Here is a 16,701-nt window from a genome sequence, read left to right on the forward strand (position 1 = left end):
GACGGGCGGCCCGGCGATAGTCTCGGGGCGTGACGAACGCACGCGTAGCCCTCGCGACCTGCTCCCAGCTTCCTGACCTCGACAAGGACGACGTCCCGCTCATCGCCGCACTGGGCGCGCGCGGCGTCACGGCCGAACCCGCCGTGTGGGACGACCCGGCCGTCGACTGGCAGGCGTACGACCTCGTGCTCGTCCGCTCCACGTGGGACTACTCGCCGCGCCACGACGAGTTCGTGGCCTGGGCGCGGTCCCTGCCGAAGGTGGCCAACTCCGCCGCCGTGATCGAGTGGAACACCGACAAGCGGTACCTGCGCGACCTGGAGGCCGCCGGGGTGCCCGTCATCCCCACGATCTGGCTCGACCCCGCGCGGCACCTGTCCAAGCGCGCGGTGCACACCCGCATGCCGGCGTTCGGCGACTTCGTGGTCAAGCCCGTGGTCAGCGCCGGGGCCCAGAACACCGGCCGCTACCAGCCGGTGTCGGCCCAGTCGCGCGGCAAGGCCATCGCGCACGCCACCCGGCTGCTCGACGACGGCCGCTGGGTCATGATCCAGCCCTACGTCACCTCGGTCGACACGACGGGCGAGACCTGCCTCGTGTTCGTTGACGGCGAGCTCACGCACGCCGTCCGCAAGAACGCCCTGCTCACGGGGCCCGCCGAGGACTCCGGCGAGCTGTACGCACAGGAGGAGATGGCGGCGTTCGAGGCCACGCCGGCCCAGATCGAGGTGGCCCGCCGGGCGCTCGACGTCGCCCGGCAGGCCACGGGCGCCGAGCTCACCTATGCCCGGGTCGACCTTGTCTCGGGGGAGGACGACCTGCTCATGGTCATCGAGCTGGAGCTCACCGAGCCGTCGCTGTGGATGAAGTACGGCACGGGTGTCGAGGACAGGCTCGCGGACGCGGTGGTCCGGCTCCTGGGGTGAGCGGCTCCGGGTAGTGAGTCACCGCCCGGTCCTGGGTGAACCTGCCCCGCGGAGATGGGTTGCGCTGAGTAGACAACGTCTACACGGAGCAACCCGCCTGCGCGGGGCACCTTGCGTGGGGCCGGGTCGGCAGCGTCCGCGGGGCCACGTGCCGGGGTGAGGTGCGCAGTGCGGCCGGGCGTCCCGGGGCAGAAGAAGGCGCCCCCGGGGCAGAAGAAAAGCGGCAGGTCCGGAGCATTTCTGCTCCGGACCTGCCGTCTCATGGGGTGAGCGACGGGACTTGAACCCGCGGCCCTCGCGACCACAACGCGATGCTCTACCAGCTGAGCTACGCCCACCATGTGCGCCGGTCCTGGACCGGGCGACCGTCGAAAAGCATACATGGTCGGGAGCCACGGACCGAACTCAAAACTACGGGGCGAGCTGCTTCGTGACGGAGGTCTCTGCGACGCGGGCCGCGGCGGCGCGTGCGGTGGCCGTGTCCGGACCCGGCTGGGCCGGGAACAGGACCTCGCGGTAGTAGCGCAGCTCGTCGATCGACTCGAGGATGTCGGCCAGCGCGCGGTGCCCGCCGTCCTTCTTGGGGGAGGCGAAGTACACGCGCGGGTACCAGCGCCGGGAGAGCTCCTTGATCGACGAGACGTCGATGATCCGGTAGTGGAGGTACTCCACGAGCTCCGGCATGTGCAGGTCGAGGAACGACTTGTCCGTGCCCACCGAGTTGCCGGCCAGCGGCGCTTTGCCGGGCTCGGGCACCCACTGGCGGATGTAGGCCAGGATCTGCTCCTGCGCCTCCTGGAGCGTGAGCCCGCCGTCGAGCTCGTCGAGCAGGCCCGACGTCGTGTGCATGGTGCGCACGAAGTCGCCCATCTGGGCCAGGGCCTCGGCCGGGGGCTTGACCAGGACGTCGACACCGGTGCCGAGAACGTTGAGCTCGGAGTCCGTGACGATCGCCGCGACCTCGACGAGCGCGTCGACCCGGAGGTCCAGGCCCGTCATCTCGCAGTCGATCCAGACGATGCGCTCGTTGGGGTTGGGAAGGCTCACGCCCCCCACCTTATTCGCTCCCGTGGAACGGCGGTGCCGCCGGCTGCGATGCGCCGCCAGGTGATCGGGTGCTCCGGTGCTCCGGTGCTCCGGTGCTCCGGTGCTCCGGTGCTCCGGGGTCGGCGTCGGCAGCATGCATCGAGGTGGGGGGGGTTGGGGGGGGGGGGGGGGGGGGGGGGGGGGGGGGGGGCGCCCCCGCCCCCCCCCCCCGCCCCCCCCCCCGCCGCCCCCCCCCCCCCCGCCCCCCCCACCCCCCCCGCCACCCCCCCCCCCCCCCCCCGCCCCCCCCGGGGGGGGGGCCCCCCCCCCGCGGGGGGGGGCGGGGGGGGGGGGGCCCCCGCGCCCCCCCCCCCCCCCCCCCCCCCCAACCGCCCGACCTCGTCACGCACTGCCGACCTCAGCACTGCCGACCTCAGCACTGCCGACCTCAGCACTGCCGGCCTCAGCACTGCCGCCGGAGCGGGCGGCGCGGGTCAGGACGCAGGATGGCCCTCCCGCGGGGCCGGAGTGGCCGGCCGAGGAAGGGCCAGGTGCGTCGACGGCGCCCGGGCTGCGGGCGGTGTCGAGGTCGGGGGTCAGATCAGGCGGAAGCGCTTGTGACGCTTGCTGGTGCGGCGCTCGGGGCGCTCGCGCAGGGCGCGCTCCTGCGCGCCGGCGATCTCCGCGCGGCGGGCGACCTCGGCAACCTGTGCACGGCCGATGTAGTAGGCGGAATGGGCATCCATGACTGCGGTCCTTCCAGGGGTGGGGAGAGGTGACGGGCACAGCGGGCGTGCTCCGGCCGGGTCGCGGCCGATGCTCCTCATTGTTTCCGTCGTGTTACATCATCCCTGATGGCGGAAATACCGCGCAACCCGGACAGTGGTGATCTGCGGCACCTTTGCGCAGGTCAGCGGCCCTCGGCGTCGTCCCGGGCGCAAAGAACGAAGCAGAGCGTGTGTCGGACACACGCTCTGCTTCGGGGATGTCGCCGGCGCCGGACGTCGGAGGTGCTCCGACGGGCGCCCTGCGGATCATGCGGACCGCACGCGCAGGGCGGCTGCCGGTGCGCGGGTGTCGATCCGGTGTGCGGCACGGGCCTGGGCCCTGCGTCGCTTCTGCTCCTCACGGAGCCTGCGGTTGCGCCGATGCTCCTCGGCGTCCTGGAGGCGCTCCCGGTGAAGGGTCTGCGCCAGGTCGTACTCGGTGTGCACGTGAGTGCCTTTCGTGACGCTGGATGCCGGTGTCCCGGCATGAGGTCTGGCCGGACCTCGTCCACCGCCCGGCACGGACCGGACGGACGCCACCGCGGTGTGCCCTGAGCCTCCCAGGGGCGGCGGCCGGGGTGCACGTCTTTTTCCAGGTCGTCCCGCTGTGATCATGCTAAAGATCTCTTGCGCAAGAAGACTTTAGCGTTCTAGTCTCCCTGCATGCCGGAGCAGAAGCCGCCCGAGGTCACCGGGTTCACGAGGCCCACGTCGCCCGACGACGTCGTCATCTCGCAGACCGACGCCATCAAGGCCATGACGCATCCCCTGCGGCTCCGGCTCCTGGGGCTGTTCCACCCCGGGGTCGAGCTCACAGCCACGCAGTGCGCCGAGCAGACCGGGGAGTCGGTGGCGAGCTGCTCGTTCCACCTGCGCCAGCTCGAGAAGTACGGGCACGTCGAACGGGCGGAGCCGCACGGCAAGGAGCGGCCGTGGCGTGCGGTGGTCCGCGGGTACAGCGTGCGCCCCGACCTCGCGGACCCGGAGTCGTGGCCGGCGGCCCAGGCGTTCGGCAGCATGTTCGTCGCCGAGCAGTTCGCGGCCCTGCAGCGCTGGCTCGCCGACGCCGGGCGCGACGACCCGGCGTGGGTGTACGCGACCACCCAGACCCATCAGGAGTTCTGGGTGACCCGGGACGAGCTCGACGACCTCTCCCGGCGGCTGGAGGAGCTCACGGAACCGTTCCGGGGACGCGCGGAGGACCCGAGCCGGCGTCCGCAGGGCGCACGGCGGGCGCACCTGTTCGGCGCCGTCTGGTCCGAGATCCCGGACCCGGAGGACGAGGACGCATGACCACCGCACCGGATGACGGGGTGGTCCCGGCTGCCGTCGCCCCCGTGCCGCGGGAGGATCCCGCGCGGCACCTGCGGACGCCGCTCTTCCGCACCCTCGTGGTGGGCTGGACGCTCGCCAACGTGGCCGACTCGCTGCTCACGCTCCTCATGGCGGTCTGGGTCGCGGACCTGACCGGGAGCGCGGCGCTGGGCGGCCTGACGTTCGCCCTGCTGGGCGTGCCCGCGCTCGCCTCGCCGTTCCTGGGGCACCTCGCCGACCGGGTGTCACGGCGGCGGATGCTCGTGCTCGCCTATGCGGCCGGTGCGCTCGGCCTGGTGCCGCTGTTCTGGGTGACGCGGCCCGAGCAGGTGTGGGTGGTCTTCGGGTCCACGCTGGTGTACTCCGGGGTGGCGTACGTGACGGGCGCCTGCCAGTCCGGCCTCCTCAAGGACCTCTTGCCCGACGAGGCGCTGGGCCACGCCAACGGTCGCCTGTCCATGATCGACCAGGTGCTGCGCGTGGCCCTGCCGGTGCTCGGCGCCGCGGTCTACGCCCTGGTCGGCGTGGTGCCGCTGGTCGCGGCGGCGATCGCGGGCTTCGTGGGAGCGGCGGTCGTGTTCCTGCTCGTCCGGGTCGCCGAGTCCCGGTACGACGGCGATCCGGGCGAGACCTACCTCGCATCGGTCACGGCCGGGTTCCGCCACCTGTTCGGTACCCAGCCGCTCGGTGGGATGACCTGGAACGCGGTGGTCGTCTTCGCGTCCGTCGGCCTCGTGAACGCCGTCGTCTTCGCCGTGCTCGACGGGCTGGGGCTGCCCGCCGCCTGGCTCGGCCCGCTCACTGTGCTGCAGGGGGTGGCCGGGTTCGTCGCCGGGGCGGTCACGCCCCGGCTGATGCTGCGGTTCGGGCGGCCCCGGGTCTACGCCCTGGGCATCCTCGCGTCGGGGGTGGCGCTGGTGCCGCTCATGTTCGGCTGGGTGGTGCCCGCGGTCGCGGGCCAGGCGCTGCTCGGGTTCGGTGTGACGGCGGCCGTCATCGCGTGGGTCACCGAGCGTCAGGTCCGCACGCCCGACCGGCTGCAGGGCCGGGTGGCGGCGGCCGGGCACCTGCTCAACAACCTGCCGGGCACGGTCGTGACGGCGCTCGGCGCCGGGCTGCTCGCGGTCGTCGACTACCGGCTGCTGGTGCTGGCCAACGTCGTCGTGGTGATCGTCGCGGGGTTGGCGGCGCTGCGGCTCCGGGACCCCGCTCCTGCGCCGGACCCGGGGGCTGCGCCGGACCCGTCCACCGACCCCGTGGCCTGACGGCCCGGGGTGCGGTGGGCGGGCGGGGCGCCGGCTCGGTGGGTCGGCGTCAAACCTCGCCGGGGAGTGCCTTGCGGATCACCAGGCGGGTCCAGGCGCCGATGTACACGCGGTCGCCCTCCTCGATCTCCTGGCGCACGCCCTGCGTCAGCGGGGTGTCCGGCAGGGGCTCGCCCGCCGCGGCGACGAACGTGCCGTTCGACGAGCCGAGGTCCTCGACCCACCACCGTTGCCCGTCCGTGGTGAGCTGGCAGTGCCGCCGGGAGACGCCGGGGTCGCTGCCGCAGTCGACGTCCGGCCGGATGTTGCGCGACTGCGACGGCCGGCCCACCAGGAGGCTGCGCTGCCGCAGGGTGACCAGGCCGGGCAGCCCCGCCGACGGCAGCGGATCCTCGGGGCGCTCGTGCGCGTACCAGTCAGGGTCGACCCAGATCTCCGCGACCCAGGCCGTGTCGCCCGGCACGGGCGGAGCGGTGAGCCCACCCGGGCTGCCCGACGGCGCGGCCGTCCCGGCCGGCGGCGTGGCCCCCGGTCGCCCGGCCTGCGTGTCCGGCGCACCCGCCGCCTGCCCGGCCGGCGTACCTCCCGACGGCGCACCCGCGGCCCCAGCGCCTGGAGGCCCGTCGTGGCCCGGCCCGGGCGCCCCGGCCGACCCGGCTCCCGCGGACGGCGCCCCGGCCGACCCGGCTCCCGCCGACGGCGCCCCCGCCGACCCGGTCGCTCCGGCCCCCGTCACCCCAGCGCCCGGAGGCCCCCCGTGGCCCGGAGCCGCCGCCCCGGCCGACCCGGCTCCCGCCACCCCGGTCGACAGCGCCCCCGCCGCCCCGCCAGGAGCCGACGCGCTCGACCCGCCGAGATCCAGCCCCGACACCGGCGGAGGCGGCGGTGCGGTGGTGCCGGTCGTGAAGTCGTACCCGCAGTTCTCGCAGAACAGGGAGCCCGCGGGGGAGACCTCGCCGCAGTTCGGGCAGGTCACGGGGTCGCCCTCGGCGGGCGCCGAGGGCGCAGGGGCCGGCGCGCCGGAGGAGGCCGTGCCCGGGGCGGGGATCGGCGTGCCGCACACGTCGCAGTAGTCCGTGGCCTGGCTGACGTGGCCCTCCGGGCAGGTCGCGGTCATGCGCGCCGGACCCGGGTCGTCTTGGTGGACGCGGTGTCGAGTGCCATCTCGTCGAGCTTCGCGGTGTTCTGCCTGAGCCGCACGGTGCCCTCCTCCTCGTTCTCCACGTCCACGATCTTGCGCAGGCGGGAGGTGGCCTCGTCGTTGCCCGTCTCGGCGGCGAGCTGCACGGCGCGGCCGAGCTTGACGGTCGCGGTGGCCTCGTCGCCCGCGGCCTTGGCCGCCAGGCCCTCCTGGATGGCCGAGGCGAGCTCTGCCTGGCCGGTGTAGTGCGCCACCTCGGGGCTGATCCGGGCGGTCAGCGTGGAGTCGTCCGACCACTTGGCCTTGACCAGGCCGGAGGCCACCACCTCGTCGTCGACCGCCACCTGGACGCGGGCCGCGAGCTGTTCCGAGCCCACGGGCTTGGCCGGCACCCGGACCGCCACGTGGTACTCCCGGGTCTCGTCGGCCCATGCACCCGTCGGGTACGCGCTGGTCAGCGGGTTCACCTCGGTGCGGCGGCCGCCGAGGTCGTCCACCTCGGGGGCCACCTGCCGGACGAACAGGACCTGCGACCCCTGCGGCGCCCACACGCGCAGGTCCACGGCGGCGACGCCGCGGGCCATCGACTTGCGGACGAGGGCCGCGAAGTCGTCCGCGATGTCCTCCGGCCGCGCGATGAGGTCCACGGTGCCGAGCAGCGCCGTCGAGATCTTGCGCAGCTCCTCGACCACCCACCGGTCCCCGACGCCGCGGGCGTCGCACTGGAAGTGCCCGGTGACGTTCGCGATCACCTGGTCCAGGTGCATGGACGGCTCGGACTCGTTCTTGCCGTCGGTCAGCAGGATCAGGTGCTTCTGGGCCACGGGCGCGGTGGCGAACAGCTCGTCGGCCAGCCGCAGCCAGGTCGAGATCGCGGTGCCGCCGCTGGCCGACATGGTCGCGATGGCGCGCTTGGCCTCGGCCCGCGCGCCCGGCTCCATGGCCACCATGGGCACCCGCGCGTTCGGGTACGGGAAGACGCGGGTGGCGACGTGCGAGCCGCCGATGATCGCGAACAGCGTGCCGTCCGGGATCTGGTCCACGGCCACGGCGGCCGCGTGCTTCGCGGCCTCCATGTTGCGGCCCTGCATCGACCCGGAGGTGTCGACGGCGACGATCTCGGCGACGCCGCCCGGTGCCGCTCCCGGCATGCCGCCCGTGGCACCGGCGGTGGCCCCCGCGCCGGTGCAGGTCACGGACACCACGGCGTGCACGTCGGTGGCGCCGTCGGACAGGAACTCGTTCTGGAAGACCTCGGCGGAGAACTGGGCCACGGTGGCTCCTCTCGGGTAACGGCAGGCTATCGCTGCCCGGTGACAGTGGGGGAGACGCGGGCGAGCGCCGCGGTGATGTTGTCGCGCCCGCCCTGCGCGTTGGCCCAGCGGACCAGGGCGGCGGCCGTGGACCGGGGGTCGTCGGAGGTGGCGTACCGTCGCACCAGCTCGCCCATCTCGTGCGCGCCGGAGCAGTAGTTCCACAGCCCGTCCGAGCACACCAGGAGCCAGCCGGGCCCGGCCGGCACGGTGGCCGCGCAGCGGGCGTCGGTGTCCGGCGCGTCGGGGCCGAGCCACCGGGTGATGGCGTGCGCCTGGGGCGACGTCTCGGCCTGGCCGCGCGGCACGCCGGCCGCGATCATCTCCTGCGCCCAGGAGTCGTCCACGCTGAGCTGCTCCGCCGGGCCGGCGTCGGGCAGCCAGTACACCCGGGAGTCGCCCAGCCACCCGGCCACGATCAGGTCGCCGTCCACGACGGCGGCCACGAAGGTGCATGATGGCGGGTCGTCCGCCACGTCCTTCCCCTTGGTCGCGGCGAGCTGCTCGGCGGCGCCGCGGACGGCCTGCCCGGCGGCGCGCGACGCGGCCACCATGGCGTCGGTCCAGCCGGTGATGCGCCGGCTCGTCGCCCCCTGCACCGTGCTCGGCCCCTGCGGCCCGTACGCCACGAGCACGTCCCGGGCGGCGCGGCTGGCGGCGAGCGAGGCGACGTCGGAGTCGGGCGCGCTGGAGACGCCGTCGCAGACCACGAGGGCCGCGAAGGAACCTCCGGCAGCCAGCGCCATCGCGTCCTCGTTGCGGGAGTGGCGCACCCCGCGGTCGCAGACGCCGGCCACCCAGCCGGCGGGACGCTCCTCGAAGTGGTCGCGTTCGGACTGCCCGGGTGCGCCGCAGTCCGCGCAGTACCCGTCCGGGGCGATGGTGCCGCCGCAGGCGGCGCACGAGCGGTGCGCGGACGCCTCACCGGTGGCCGGGTCGAGATCCAGCACGGTGGGCGCCAGCTCCAGGGTGACCTCCGAGGGCGCCGCGGGGTCCGGGCCGGGAGCACCCAGCGGGGTGCCGCAGTTCTCGCAGAACCGGGCGCCGTGCGCCGCGTTCTCCCCGCAGCGGGGGCATCGGACGATGCTGCTCTCGTCGGCACTCATGTGTGGGTAGTTCTCCTTGCGTTCGTCAGGGCGCACACCCCGCGACTGTCTCTCGGTGGCCACCGGCCCGGCGGACCGGTCAGCGCAACGTCCACCGCCGTACGGAGTTTGCCCGGTCGACGAGCGCCACGCGCTCCGAGCGGTCGTCCGTCAGGCGGGCCAGGTCGCGCAGGGCGAGCTCCAGCCGGTCCCGCAGCGCCGGCTCGGTGGCCTCGGCGCCGGCGACGTGCACGCCCGGGTCGGGTCCACCGCGGGTGACCAGGCCGAGCGCGCCGGCCAGCGCGTCGACGGTGACCTCCGCCTTCGGCCGGTCCGGCACGTGCGCGCCGTCCAGCCCCGCCACGGCGTCGGAGAGGTCGGTCAGGGAACGCCGGGCGGAGACCAGCAGGCGAGCCCGCTGCAGGCGGGCGTCGGGGAAGGAGCCGCGCGTGGGGCCGACCAGGTCGAGGGCGCCCAGGGCGCCGTCGAGCGCCCCGGCACCGGACCGGACGCGGGCGAGGCCGAACGCCGCGGCGCCGGTGTAGTTCGAGTCCGCGCGGGCGATGGTCGTGTAGAGCTGCTCGGCGACGCCGGGCTCGCCGGAGACCTCGCAGGCGGTGGCGAGCGCGAGCTTCGGCGCGGGCTCGCCGGGCACCTGCCCGTACACGGCGTTGAACGACGCGCGGGCCGAGGCCGGGTCGCCCGCCGAGAGGTGGCCGAGCCCTTCCATCCAGGCCGCCCGCCACTCCCACGGGTCCTCCTGGAGGATCTGCGCCACGGTGGCCCGCAGGCGGGCGCCGTCGCCGGTCTCGATGGCGGCGCGCGCCAGGGCGAGGCGCACCTCCACGGTGGCCTCGGGCGCGCCGCCCAGGGCGACGATGCGCTCGGCGGGGTCGGCCACGTTCACGCCGGCCAGCCAGGACGCCATGGGGTCGCCGGAGTCGACCTTCAGCAGCGGGAGCTGGTGCCAGCCCAGGGCGGCGTCGGCGCCGTCGAGCGGCGGCACGCCGAACAGGAGGGACTCGGCCGACGTCGTGGCCGTGTACCCCGGGCCCTTGTCGGTCGCGACGACCTCGCGGAGCACCCCGAGGAGCTGCACCCGGGCCTCGTCGACCGTGGCGAACCGGTCGGCCGGCGCGGGCGCGCAGGCCTTGGCGAGCCACCGGTAGAACGAGTCGTACCGCTGGAACACGGGCGTCTCGGCCACCGGCGGGAAGGACGCCTGGTACACCGTGGTGTTGCCGCGGAAGTCGAGCACGAGGGACGCGAGCGTGCGGCCGAGCGTGAAGATGTCCGACGCGACGGACGGGCCGATCTCCGGCACCTCCGGCGCCTGGTAGCCGACGGTGCCGTAGATGGCGGACGTCATGTCGTCGGCCCGGCGGACGCCGCCCATGTCGATCAGCTTGACGCCGTCGCCCTGGGCGATGATGTTGTCCGGCTTGAAGTCGCAGTACAGCAGGTCGTGGTCGTGCAGATAGCTGAAGGCGGGCAGCACCTCGAGGATGTAGGCGATGGCCTGGTCCACGGGCAGCGGCCGGGCCTGCCCGCCGCTCTGGTCGCGGCGCTCCTTGAGCACGTCCTTGAGCGACTTGCCGCCCACGAACTCCATGACGGTGTAGCCGAGGCCCTCGTGCAGCACGAAGTTGAAGATCTCGACGATCAGCGGGTGCTCCACCTCGGCGAGGAACTGGCGCTCCGCGACCGCGGCCTCGTAGGCCTCCTTGTCGCCCGAGTTGAGCAGGCCCTTGAGCACCACCCAGCGGCCGCTGACGTTCCGGTCGCGCGCCAGGTAGATCCAGCCGAGGCCGCCGTGGGCGAGGCAGCCGACCACCTCGTACTGGCCGCCCACCAGGTCACCGGCCTTGAGCGCGGGCGCGAAGTCGTACCGCGCGCCGCAGTGCCCGCAGAACCCGGCGATGCGGCCGGGCACGCCCTCCCGCGAGCGGCCCACCGGCTGCCCGCACGTGGGGCAGTACCGCTTGCTCTCCGCGAGCTCCGGCGTGGCCATGACGGCCTGCAGCGGGTCGGCCACCGGGGTGTGCGGCACGGTGGTCAGGCCCGCGCCGAGGCGGTGGCCGCGCAGCCGCGTCGACCCCGTGCCGACCCGCCGGGTCTGGTAGGAGCCGGGCGCCACGCGCGCCGAACCGAGCGCGGTGGACGCGAGGCGGGACGAGCTGGTGCGGCCGGTGGCCGGCTGCGCCATCTCCCCGGGCGGGCCGCTCGTTGCCGGCGGCGCGGCGGCGGACGCGCCCCAGGACGCCGCGACCGCGGCGAGCGCGCCCCCGGTGGGGTTGCCGCCGGCGGGCGCCCCGCACACGTCGCAGTAGCCGTCCTGGATGGTGCCGGGGCAGCCCGGCTCCGCGCAGGCCTGTGTGGTCATCGGTGTCCCTCCGGGAGATCGCGCACGAGCGTCTCGAGCTGCTCGGTGAAGTGCCGGGCCAGGGTCAGGTCGCAGGGCGTCGCGTCCAGCGCCTCGCGCACCTCGTCCTCGCCGGCCTTGACGGTGGACGACGCCGCCCGCCCGTTGCCCTGGGCCTTCGTCATCAGGTTCTTGACGCGGTAGCGCAGCTCGGCACGCTCCCGCAGGGGTGCCGTGTAGGCGTCCTCGGCACGCTCCATGGCCCGCTCGACGGCGCCGAGCCGCTGGACGTAGGTCGTCAGCCGGTCGGGCTCGTCCGGGACGTCCCCGAGCCGGGTGACGTCCGGGACCGCGAGCCGGGGCGGGTCGACGATCTCGCGGCGGCAGCGCTCCGCGACCTGGTGCAGCACGGGTGCCCGCTCGGCCAGGGCGCTGCGCAGCGCCACGGCGCGCTCCCGGTCCCGCGCCAGCGACCGGCTCCGGGCCGTCGCCACGATGAGGTCGCGCTCGGCGCGTGCGACGTCGTCCTCCAGCGCGCCGAGCGGGCCCGTGACGTCCCCGCCGCGCGCGGCGTCGGCCTTGAGGCGGGCCAGCCGGTCGCGGAGGCGGGCGACGGCGGCGTCGTCCTCCGTGTCGGCGGTCCCGCGTGCCGCGTCCTCCGCGCGGACGATGCCTGCGGCCAGCGCCCGGAACCGTGCCGTGACGTCGGCGGCGTGCGGGTCGAAGGACAGGCGGGTGGCGAGCTGGTCGGCCTGCGCGTCGCACAGGCGCGCGGCGTCGACCAGGGAGAGCAGCGACGTGGCGGGGTCGCCGCCCAGGCGCCCCCAGATGAGCTGCGACATGCGCTCGCGCGCCACGGCGTCGGCCCGGCCCGAGTCCCAGACGGCGACCAGCTCGTCGGTGCGCGTGCGGACGGCCTGCCAGAGCGTCAGCGCGAGGACGACGTCGGCCGTGACGCCGTCGGTCCCCGACTGCCGGGCCGTCGTGTCGAGCCGGTCCAGGTCGGCACGGCGCGTGTCGAGCCACGACCGGAGGTCCGTCAGGTAGGTCAGGAGCGCGGCGGGTTCCGCGGCCACGCCGAGGGCGCCGGGCGGCGCGGGAGCACGCTGGGTCCGGCTCACGGCGTCCGTCCGTACACCGGCTGCGGCGCGGCCGGGGCGGGGCCCAGGGCGTCGCCGAGCCAGCGGTCGTAGGACTTCGCCCACTGCCCGCCGGAGACCATGTCCTCCAGCACGCCGTTGACGAACCGCACCATGTCCGGCTGGTCGGCGGGGATGCCCACGCCGTACGGCTCGTCGCTCACCGCGTCGCCGACCACCTTGGCGTACGGGTCCTGCGCGGCGAAGCCGGCCAGGACCGTGTCGTCGCCCGTGATGGCGTCCACGGCACCCTGCTGGAACAGCACCAGGCAGGTCGTGTGGGTCGCGGCGGGCACCGCCTTGACGCCCTCCCAGGCCTGCAGGCGCTCCAGCGTGGTGGTGCCGTCGGGCGCGCAGACACGCTGCCCGTCGAGGTCGTCGACCCCGGTGACCTGCGAGGTGGACGGCACCAGCAGCTTCTGGCCCGCGTGGTAGTACTCGGCGGAGAACGCGATGTTCTCCCAGCGCTCGCAGTTGATGGTGAACGCGCGCACCACGATGTCGACCTCGTGCTCGGCCAGGACGGTCTCGCGGTCGCCCGACGTGATCACGCGGAACCGGACCTTGCCGGGGTCGCCCAGGATCGCCGCGGCCACCTGGCGGGCCACGTCGATGTCGAAGCCCTCGATCGTGCCCGAGAACGGGTTGCGCGACCCCATGAGCAGCGTGTCGGCCGAGACGCCGACGACGAGCGTGCCGCGCTCCCGGATGGCCGCCATGGTCGAGCCGGGCGTCACCTGCGGGCTGCCGCCCGGTGTCGCCGACGCCACGGCGGGCAGCCCGTCGGCGCACTCCGCCGGCGCGGCCGTGGTGTCCGACGCCGCCGGACCCTGCGCCTGCGGTGCTGATTCCTGGGCCGAGCCCTGCACCGACTCCTGCGTCGTCGCGCCGACCCCCGCGGCGCCCGTGAGCAGGTGCGTGGCCGGCTCGGGGGCGCAGGCCGCCGTCGTGCCGACGAGGGCCAGCGCGACCAGGGCGGTCAGGAGCGGTCGGCGGGCGGCGCGGGTTCTCATCGGTACTCCTTCAGACGGACGTTCATCCCGGTGGCCGCGGCGACGGCGCCCGCGACCCCGAGCACGAGGGCGACCCAGGCCGCGACCTGCGCGGTGGTCGCCGCGGAGCCGAGCCGGTCGACGGCTGCCGTGCTCGTCGCCTCGACGTCGGCGTGCGCCGCGTCGGTGAACGCCGTGAAGGCGGCACCCGCCGAGTCGTCGGCCGTGGAGGTCGCGGCGGCGACGGCGCCGTCCCAGTCGTTGCCGTCGTCCAGCGCGCGGATCTCGGCGTGCCGGGTGTCCCACTCCTCCAGGAGGGCCAGCGGGTCGGACCCGGTGTCCGTGGCCTCGGCCGCGCTGGTCAGCAGGTTCTTCGCCTCGGCCAGCGACTCCTGGTAGGACTCCTCGAAGTCCGCGCCGGAGCCCCGCTTGATCAGCGTGAACGACTCCATCGACTTGGCGTCGGTGGCCAGCGCGAGGGCCTGCGACGTCGCGACGGTCGCCGCGTACGGTCCGCCGGCGACGGAGCGGGCCACGCCGTTGCCGCCCAGCACGGCGGCCGCCGCCACGATCCCGCCCACCAGGAGGGCGACGCTCGCCGCGGCCAGGCCGGTGTTCAGCACGCGGTGCGTGCGCCGGGCCAGCCAGAGCTGCACGGCGGCCAGTGCCACCAGGGCGAGCAGCACGAACAGCAGCAGCGCCTGGGCCAGCGAGACCGATCCCATGTCGTCGTCGACCCGCTCGGACGTCGAGACGGCCACGCCGTCCAGCGTGGGCAGCACCTCGTCGCGCAGCGCGGCCGAGGCCTGGTCCAGGTACGCCGCACCGACGGGGAAGCCCTGGCGGTTGTTCGCCCGGGCCGACTCGACGAGGCCCGCGTACCGCTGCACCGAGTCGGACACCGTGGCGAGGTCCGCGGCCTCGCCCTCGCCGCGGGCCGTGGCGGCCAGCGCCGGGACGGCCTCGGCGGCCTCGGACAGGCTGGCCTCGTACCGGGCACGCGCCTCGGCCGGCTCCAGCCCGCCCACCAGGAACGCGTTCGTCGCGGTCGCGTCCGCGGACACGAGGTCGTTGCGCAGCTCCTGGGTGCCGACGAGCTGGGCGGCGTCGCGCTGCGCGTCGTGCAGGGCGGCCGACTGGCCGGTGCCCGCGAGGAACCCGGTGACCGCGAGCAGCAGGCAGGCGGCGACGGCGATGGTCGTGGCCAGCGCGAGCCGGCCCGGCGTGGTCGCCAGGCTCGCGGCGAAGCGGCCGCGGGGGCTGCCTGCCGGGGCGTCCGCCGGGCGGTGGTCCGGGGCGGGGCTCGCCGGCTGCGCGGTCACGGGGTGGCCTCTGCGGCAGTTCCGGGGTCTGTCCCGATGTCCACGACATCCTCCAGGTCTTCCGGGACCAGCGTGCGGAGCTGGTCCAGCGTCGGTCGGTCAACGTCTCGCAGGCGCCAGGCGTGCCGGGCGATCGCGGAGTCCAGCACGTTGCGGGCCCAGCGCCCGTTGCCGAACCCCTCGCCGCGCACCTGCTCGGCCGCGAGCCGGTCGAACCGCTCCAGCGTGGCCGGTCGCGGCTCGAAGTCGGATCCCCGGGCCATGCTCTCGAAGATCTGCCGGAGCTCGGCGCCGGAGTAGTCGTCGAACGTGATGGTCCGGGAGAACCGGCTCTCCAGGCCCGGGTTGGTGGCCACGAACCGGGCCATCGGGCCCGGGTAGCCCGCCACGATCACCACGAGGTCGTCGCGGTGGTCCTCCATGTCCTTGACCAGGGTGTCGACCGCCTCGCGGCCGTACTGGTCCTCGGCCAGGGCGTAGGCCTCGTCGATGAACAGCACGCCGCCCAGGGCGCGCTGCACCACCGCCGTCGTCTTCTCGGCCGTCTGGCCCAGGTAGCCCGCCACCAGCTCGGACCGGTCCACCTCCACCAGGTGGCCCTTGTCCAGCAGCCCGAGCGTGCGGTAGATCCCGGCCACCAGCCGGCCCACCGTCGTCTTGCCCGTGCCCGGGTTGCCCACGAACACCAGGTGCCGGGTCAGCGTGGGGGAGGTGAGCCCGGCCTCGGCGCGCAGGCGCTCGATGCGCAGCAGCTCGGTCTGGCGGTGGATCTCGTCCTTGACGCGGTCCAGGCCGATGAGCTCGTCGAGCTCGGCGAGGAGCTCCTCCAGGGTCCTGGCGGGAGGTTCCGGGGATGCGTCCGGGGCCGGTCCGGGGGTGGTGGCCTCGGCCGGGGCGGCCGGGGCGGCCGGGGCGGCCGGGGCGGCCGGGCCCGTGGCGGCGTGGCCGGAGCCTGCCGACGGGTCGTGCGCCGGCCGGCGGGAGCCGGTGGGCTGCACGGGGCCGGCCGGCTGCCCGGTGGGCAGGGCTCCGGAGGGCAGGGCTCCGGGCGGAACGGCGCCCCGGTCGCGGCCCGACGCGGCACCGCGGTGCACCGCCTTGGTGCCCTCCGCGGCGGCGATCGCGCTGATGCTGGGGTCGCCCAGGGCTGCCGCGGCGTCGACGACGGCGGCCAGCGCCTCCGCGTACGGCAGGGCGTGCGGCGAACCGCCGGCGACGAGGCCGGCGAGCAGGTCGGTGGGGGCGGAGCGCCAGCGACGGGCGCTCACGGCGGCGTCGAAGAACGGTTGCAGGCCGCCTGCGGCCGGGCGCGCGGTCGCCGTCAGCCAGTCGGCCGGGGCGCCGGGGGACGACTCGGCGACGGCGGCGGCCAGGCGCTCGCCCTCGGCGCGCGCGGCGGGGCCGCCCAGACCAGCCGCCGAGCCCGCCGCGGCGAGGGCGTCGAGGGCTGCGCCGAGGGCGGTGGCGGTCACGGGGCCTCCAGGGGAGCGGGCCCCGCCGTCGGGCCGCCGGACGAAGCCGGTCCGGGCGGGGCGCCCGGGACGGCACCGGGCAGCGTGAGGCCCGACGAGGTGCCGAACTTCTCCTCCAGGAAGCGACCGTGCGCGACGAGGGCGACGGCGTCCGCGCGGGACACGGCGTCGGAGATCTTCTCGATCGTGGCGCCCAAGAGATCGAGCTGGTCGCACAGGATCATGAGCGACGTCTTGCCGCGGTCCACGACGCGGCGGTCGGCGAAGTCCCGCGGCAGGCGCAGGTAGGCGTCGACGGCCTCGGGCAGGTAGCTCGTCGCGGTCGCGACCACGGTGTGCGCCTGCTGCGAGCCCGCGCCGAGCCGGTCCAGGCGGGGCACCATCTCGTGCACCGTCTCGGCGACCCGCTGCACCCGGGCGGTCACGGCGGCCGGCGCGTTCCCGGAGGCGCGAGCGAGCACGGCGTCGACCGACGTCACGATCTGCTCGCTCGTGGGCGGGGCCGGGATCGCGAGGGGCTCTTCCTCGGCGGTGCGGCCCCCGCCGAAGATCCGCTGCCACCAGCCCATACCTGCCT

Annotated in this window: 15 protein-coding genes and 1 tRNA gene; 3 read left to right on the plus strand and 13 right to left on the minus strand. The window is 75.3% G+C overall.

Annotated elements, in window-relative coordinates; genetic code table 11:
• Positions 1 to 29: 29 nt before the first annotated feature.
• Positions 30 to 926 (plus strand): RimK family alpha-L-glutamate ligase, encoded by an 897-nt coding sequence (locus ACIG47_RS04375; RefSeq protein WP_397429763.1) that lies wholly within the window; start codon positions 30 to 32, stop codon positions 924 to 926.
• Positions 927 to 1,188: 262 nt separating this feature from the next.
• Here ACIG47_RS04375 and ACIG47_RS04380 read toward each other — a convergent pair.
• The 4 genes from ACIG47_RS04380 to ACIG47_RS04395 form a co-directional block, all read right to left on the minus strand.
• Positions 1,189 to 1,264, minus strand: a tRNA-His gene (locus tag ACIG47_RS04380).
• A gap of 73 nt (positions 1,265 to 1,337) precedes the next feature.
• Entirely contained in the window at positions 1,338 to 1,973 is a 636-nt protein-coding gene (gene orn / locus ACIG47_RS04385; RefSeq protein ID WP_397409397.1) for an oligoribonuclease, read from the minus strand.
• A 575-nt stretch (positions 1,974 to 2,548) separates the two neighbouring features.
• Positions 2,549 to 2,698, minus strand: a complete 150-nt coding sequence (locus tag ACIG47_RS04390) for a hypothetical protein (protein ID WP_397409399.1) — start codon at positions 2,696 to 2,698, stop codon at positions 2,549 to 2,551.
• Between the two features lie 288 nt (positions 2,699 to 2,986).
• Positions 2,987 to 3,166, minus strand: coding sequence for a hypothetical protein (locus ACIG47_RS04395; protein WP_397409401.1), 180 nt, complete (start codon positions 3,164 to 3,166; stop codon positions 2,987 to 2,989).
• 216 nt (positions 3,167 to 3,382) lie between these two features.
• On the opposite strand from ACIG47_RS04395, the gene ACIG47_RS04400 reads away from it, so the two are divergent.
• Together ACIG47_RS04400 and ACIG47_RS04405 are read left to right on the plus strand one after the other, a co-directional pair.
• On the plus strand, positions 3,383 to 4,012 hold the full coding sequence (locus tag ACIG47_RS04400) for an ArsR/SmtB family transcription factor (protein ID WP_397429764.1): 630 nt from the start codon (positions 3,383 to 3,385) through the stop codon (positions 4,010 to 4,012).
• Entirely contained in the window at positions 4,009 to 5,298 is a 1,290-nt protein-coding gene (locus ACIG47_RS04405; protein ID WP_397429765.1) for an MFS transporter, read from the plus strand. The genes ACIG47_RS04400 and ACIG47_RS04405 overlap by 4 nt, the downstream gene beginning before the upstream one ends.
• 49 nt (positions 5,299 to 5,347) lie before the next feature.
• On the opposite strand, the gene ACIG47_RS04410 is transcribed toward ACIG47_RS04405, so the two are convergent.
• The 9 genes from ACIG47_RS04410 to ACIG47_RS04450 all read right to left on the minus strand — a co-directional run bounded on the left by ACIG47_RS04410 (position 5,348) and on the right by ACIG47_RS04450 (position 16,693).
• Positions 5,348 to 6,415 carry an FHA domain-containing protein gene (locus ACIG47_RS04410; RefSeq protein ID WP_397429766.1) on the minus strand — a complete coding sequence of 356 codons (1,068 nt, stop codon included), beginning with the start codon at positions 6,413 to 6,415 and terminating at the stop codon, positions 5,348 to 5,350.
• A complete protein-coding gene (locus ACIG47_RS04415) occupies positions 6,412 to 7,713 on the minus strand; it encodes a VWA domain-containing protein (RefSeq protein ID WP_397429767.1) in 1,302 nt (433 codons plus the stop codon). The genes ACIG47_RS04410 and ACIG47_RS04415 overlap by 4 nt, the downstream gene beginning before the upstream one ends.
• Before the next feature lie 26 nt (positions 7,714 to 7,739).
• On the minus strand, positions 7,740 to 8,858 hold the full coding sequence (locus tag ACIG47_RS04420) for a protein phosphatase 2C domain-containing protein (RefSeq protein ID WP_397409411.1): 1,119 nt from the start codon (positions 8,856 to 8,858) through the stop codon (positions 7,740 to 7,742).
• A 79-nt stretch (positions 8,859 to 8,937) separates the two neighbouring features.
• Positions 8,938 to 11,220 carry a tetratricopeptide repeat protein gene (locus tag ACIG47_RS04425; protein WP_397429768.1) on the minus strand — a complete coding sequence of 761 codons (2,283 nt, stop codon included), beginning with the start codon at positions 11,218 to 11,220 and terminating at the stop codon, positions 8,938 to 8,940.
• Positions 11,217 to 12,320: a hypothetical protein gene (locus ACIG47_RS04430; protein WP_397429769.1), complete on the minus strand. Its 1,104-nt coding sequence runs from the start codon at positions 12,318 to 12,320 to the stop codon at positions 11,217 to 11,219. The genes ACIG47_RS04425 and ACIG47_RS04430 overlap by 4 nt, the downstream gene beginning before the upstream one ends.
• Positions 12,317 to 13,351 (minus strand): glutamate ABC transporter substrate-binding protein, encoded by a 1,035-nt coding sequence (locus ACIG47_RS04435; RefSeq protein WP_397429770.1) that lies wholly within the window; start codon positions 13,349 to 13,351, stop codon positions 12,317 to 12,319. The genes ACIG47_RS04430 and ACIG47_RS04435 overlap by 4 nt, the downstream gene beginning before the upstream one ends.
• Positions 13,348 to 14,652 (minus strand): hypothetical protein, encoded by a 1,305-nt coding sequence (locus ACIG47_RS04440; protein WP_397429771.1) that lies wholly within the window; start codon positions 14,650 to 14,652, stop codon positions 13,348 to 13,350. Before ACIG47_RS04440 ends, ACIG47_RS04435 begins: the two co-directional genes overlap by 4 nt.
• Positions 14,649 to 16,124, minus strand: a complete 1,476-nt coding sequence (locus ACIG47_RS04445) for an AAA family ATPase (protein ID WP_397429772.1) — start codon at positions 16,122 to 16,124, stop codon at positions 14,649 to 14,651. The genes ACIG47_RS04440 and ACIG47_RS04445 overlap by 4 nt, the downstream gene beginning before the upstream one ends.
• Positions 16,121 to 16,693, minus strand: coding sequence for a hypothetical protein (locus ACIG47_RS04450; RefSeq protein ID WP_397429773.1), 573 nt, complete (start codon positions 16,691 to 16,693; stop codon positions 16,121 to 16,123). The genes ACIG47_RS04445 and ACIG47_RS04450 overlap by 4 nt, the downstream gene beginning before the upstream one ends.
• Between the last annotated feature and the right edge of the window lie 8 nt (positions 16,694 to 16,701).

Source organism: Promicromonospora sp. NPDC052451 (assembly GCF_044547525.1).
In the GTDB taxonomy this organism is placed as follows: domain Bacteria; phylum Actinomycetota; class Actinomycetes; order Actinomycetales; family Cellulomonadaceae; genus Promicromonospora.

What these genes read in the sequence shown, in the direction of transcription:
- ACIG47_RS04390 (WP_397409399.1), bottom strand. Translation starts at nt 2,698, where the DNA reads ATGGATGCCCATTCCGCCTACTACATCGGCCGTGCACAGGTTGCCGAG.
- ACIG47_RS04400 (WP_397429764.1), top strand. Translation starts at nt 3,383, where the DNA reads ATGCCGGAGCAGAAGCCGCCCGAGGTCACCGGGTTCACGAGGCCCACG.
- ACIG47_RS04405 (WP_397429765.1), top strand. Translation starts at nt 4,009, where the DNA reads ATGACCACCGCACCGGATGACGGGGTGGTCCCGGCTGCCGTCGCCCCC.
- ACIG47_RS04410 (WP_397429766.1), bottom strand. Translation starts at nt 6,415, where the DNA reads ATGACCGCGACCTGCCCGGAGGGCCACGTCAGCCAGGCCACGGACTAC.
- ACIG47_RS04420 (WP_397409411.1), bottom strand. Translation starts at nt 8,858, where the DNA reads ATGAGTGCCGACGAGAGCAGCATCGTCCGATGCCCCCGCTGCGGGGAG.
- ACIG47_RS04425 (WP_397429768.1), bottom strand. Translation starts at nt 11,220, where the DNA reads ATGACCACACAGGCCTGCGCGGAGCCGGGCTGCCCCGGCACCATCCAG.
- ACIG47_RS04435 (WP_397429770.1), bottom strand. Translation starts at nt 13,351, where the DNA reads ATGAGAACCCGCGCCGCCCGCCGACCGCTCCTGACCGCCCTGGTCGCG.
- ACIG47_RS04450 (WP_397429773.1), bottom strand. Translation starts at nt 16,693, where the DNA reads ATGGGCTGGTGGCAGCGGATCTTCGGCGGGGGCCGCACCGCCGAGGAA.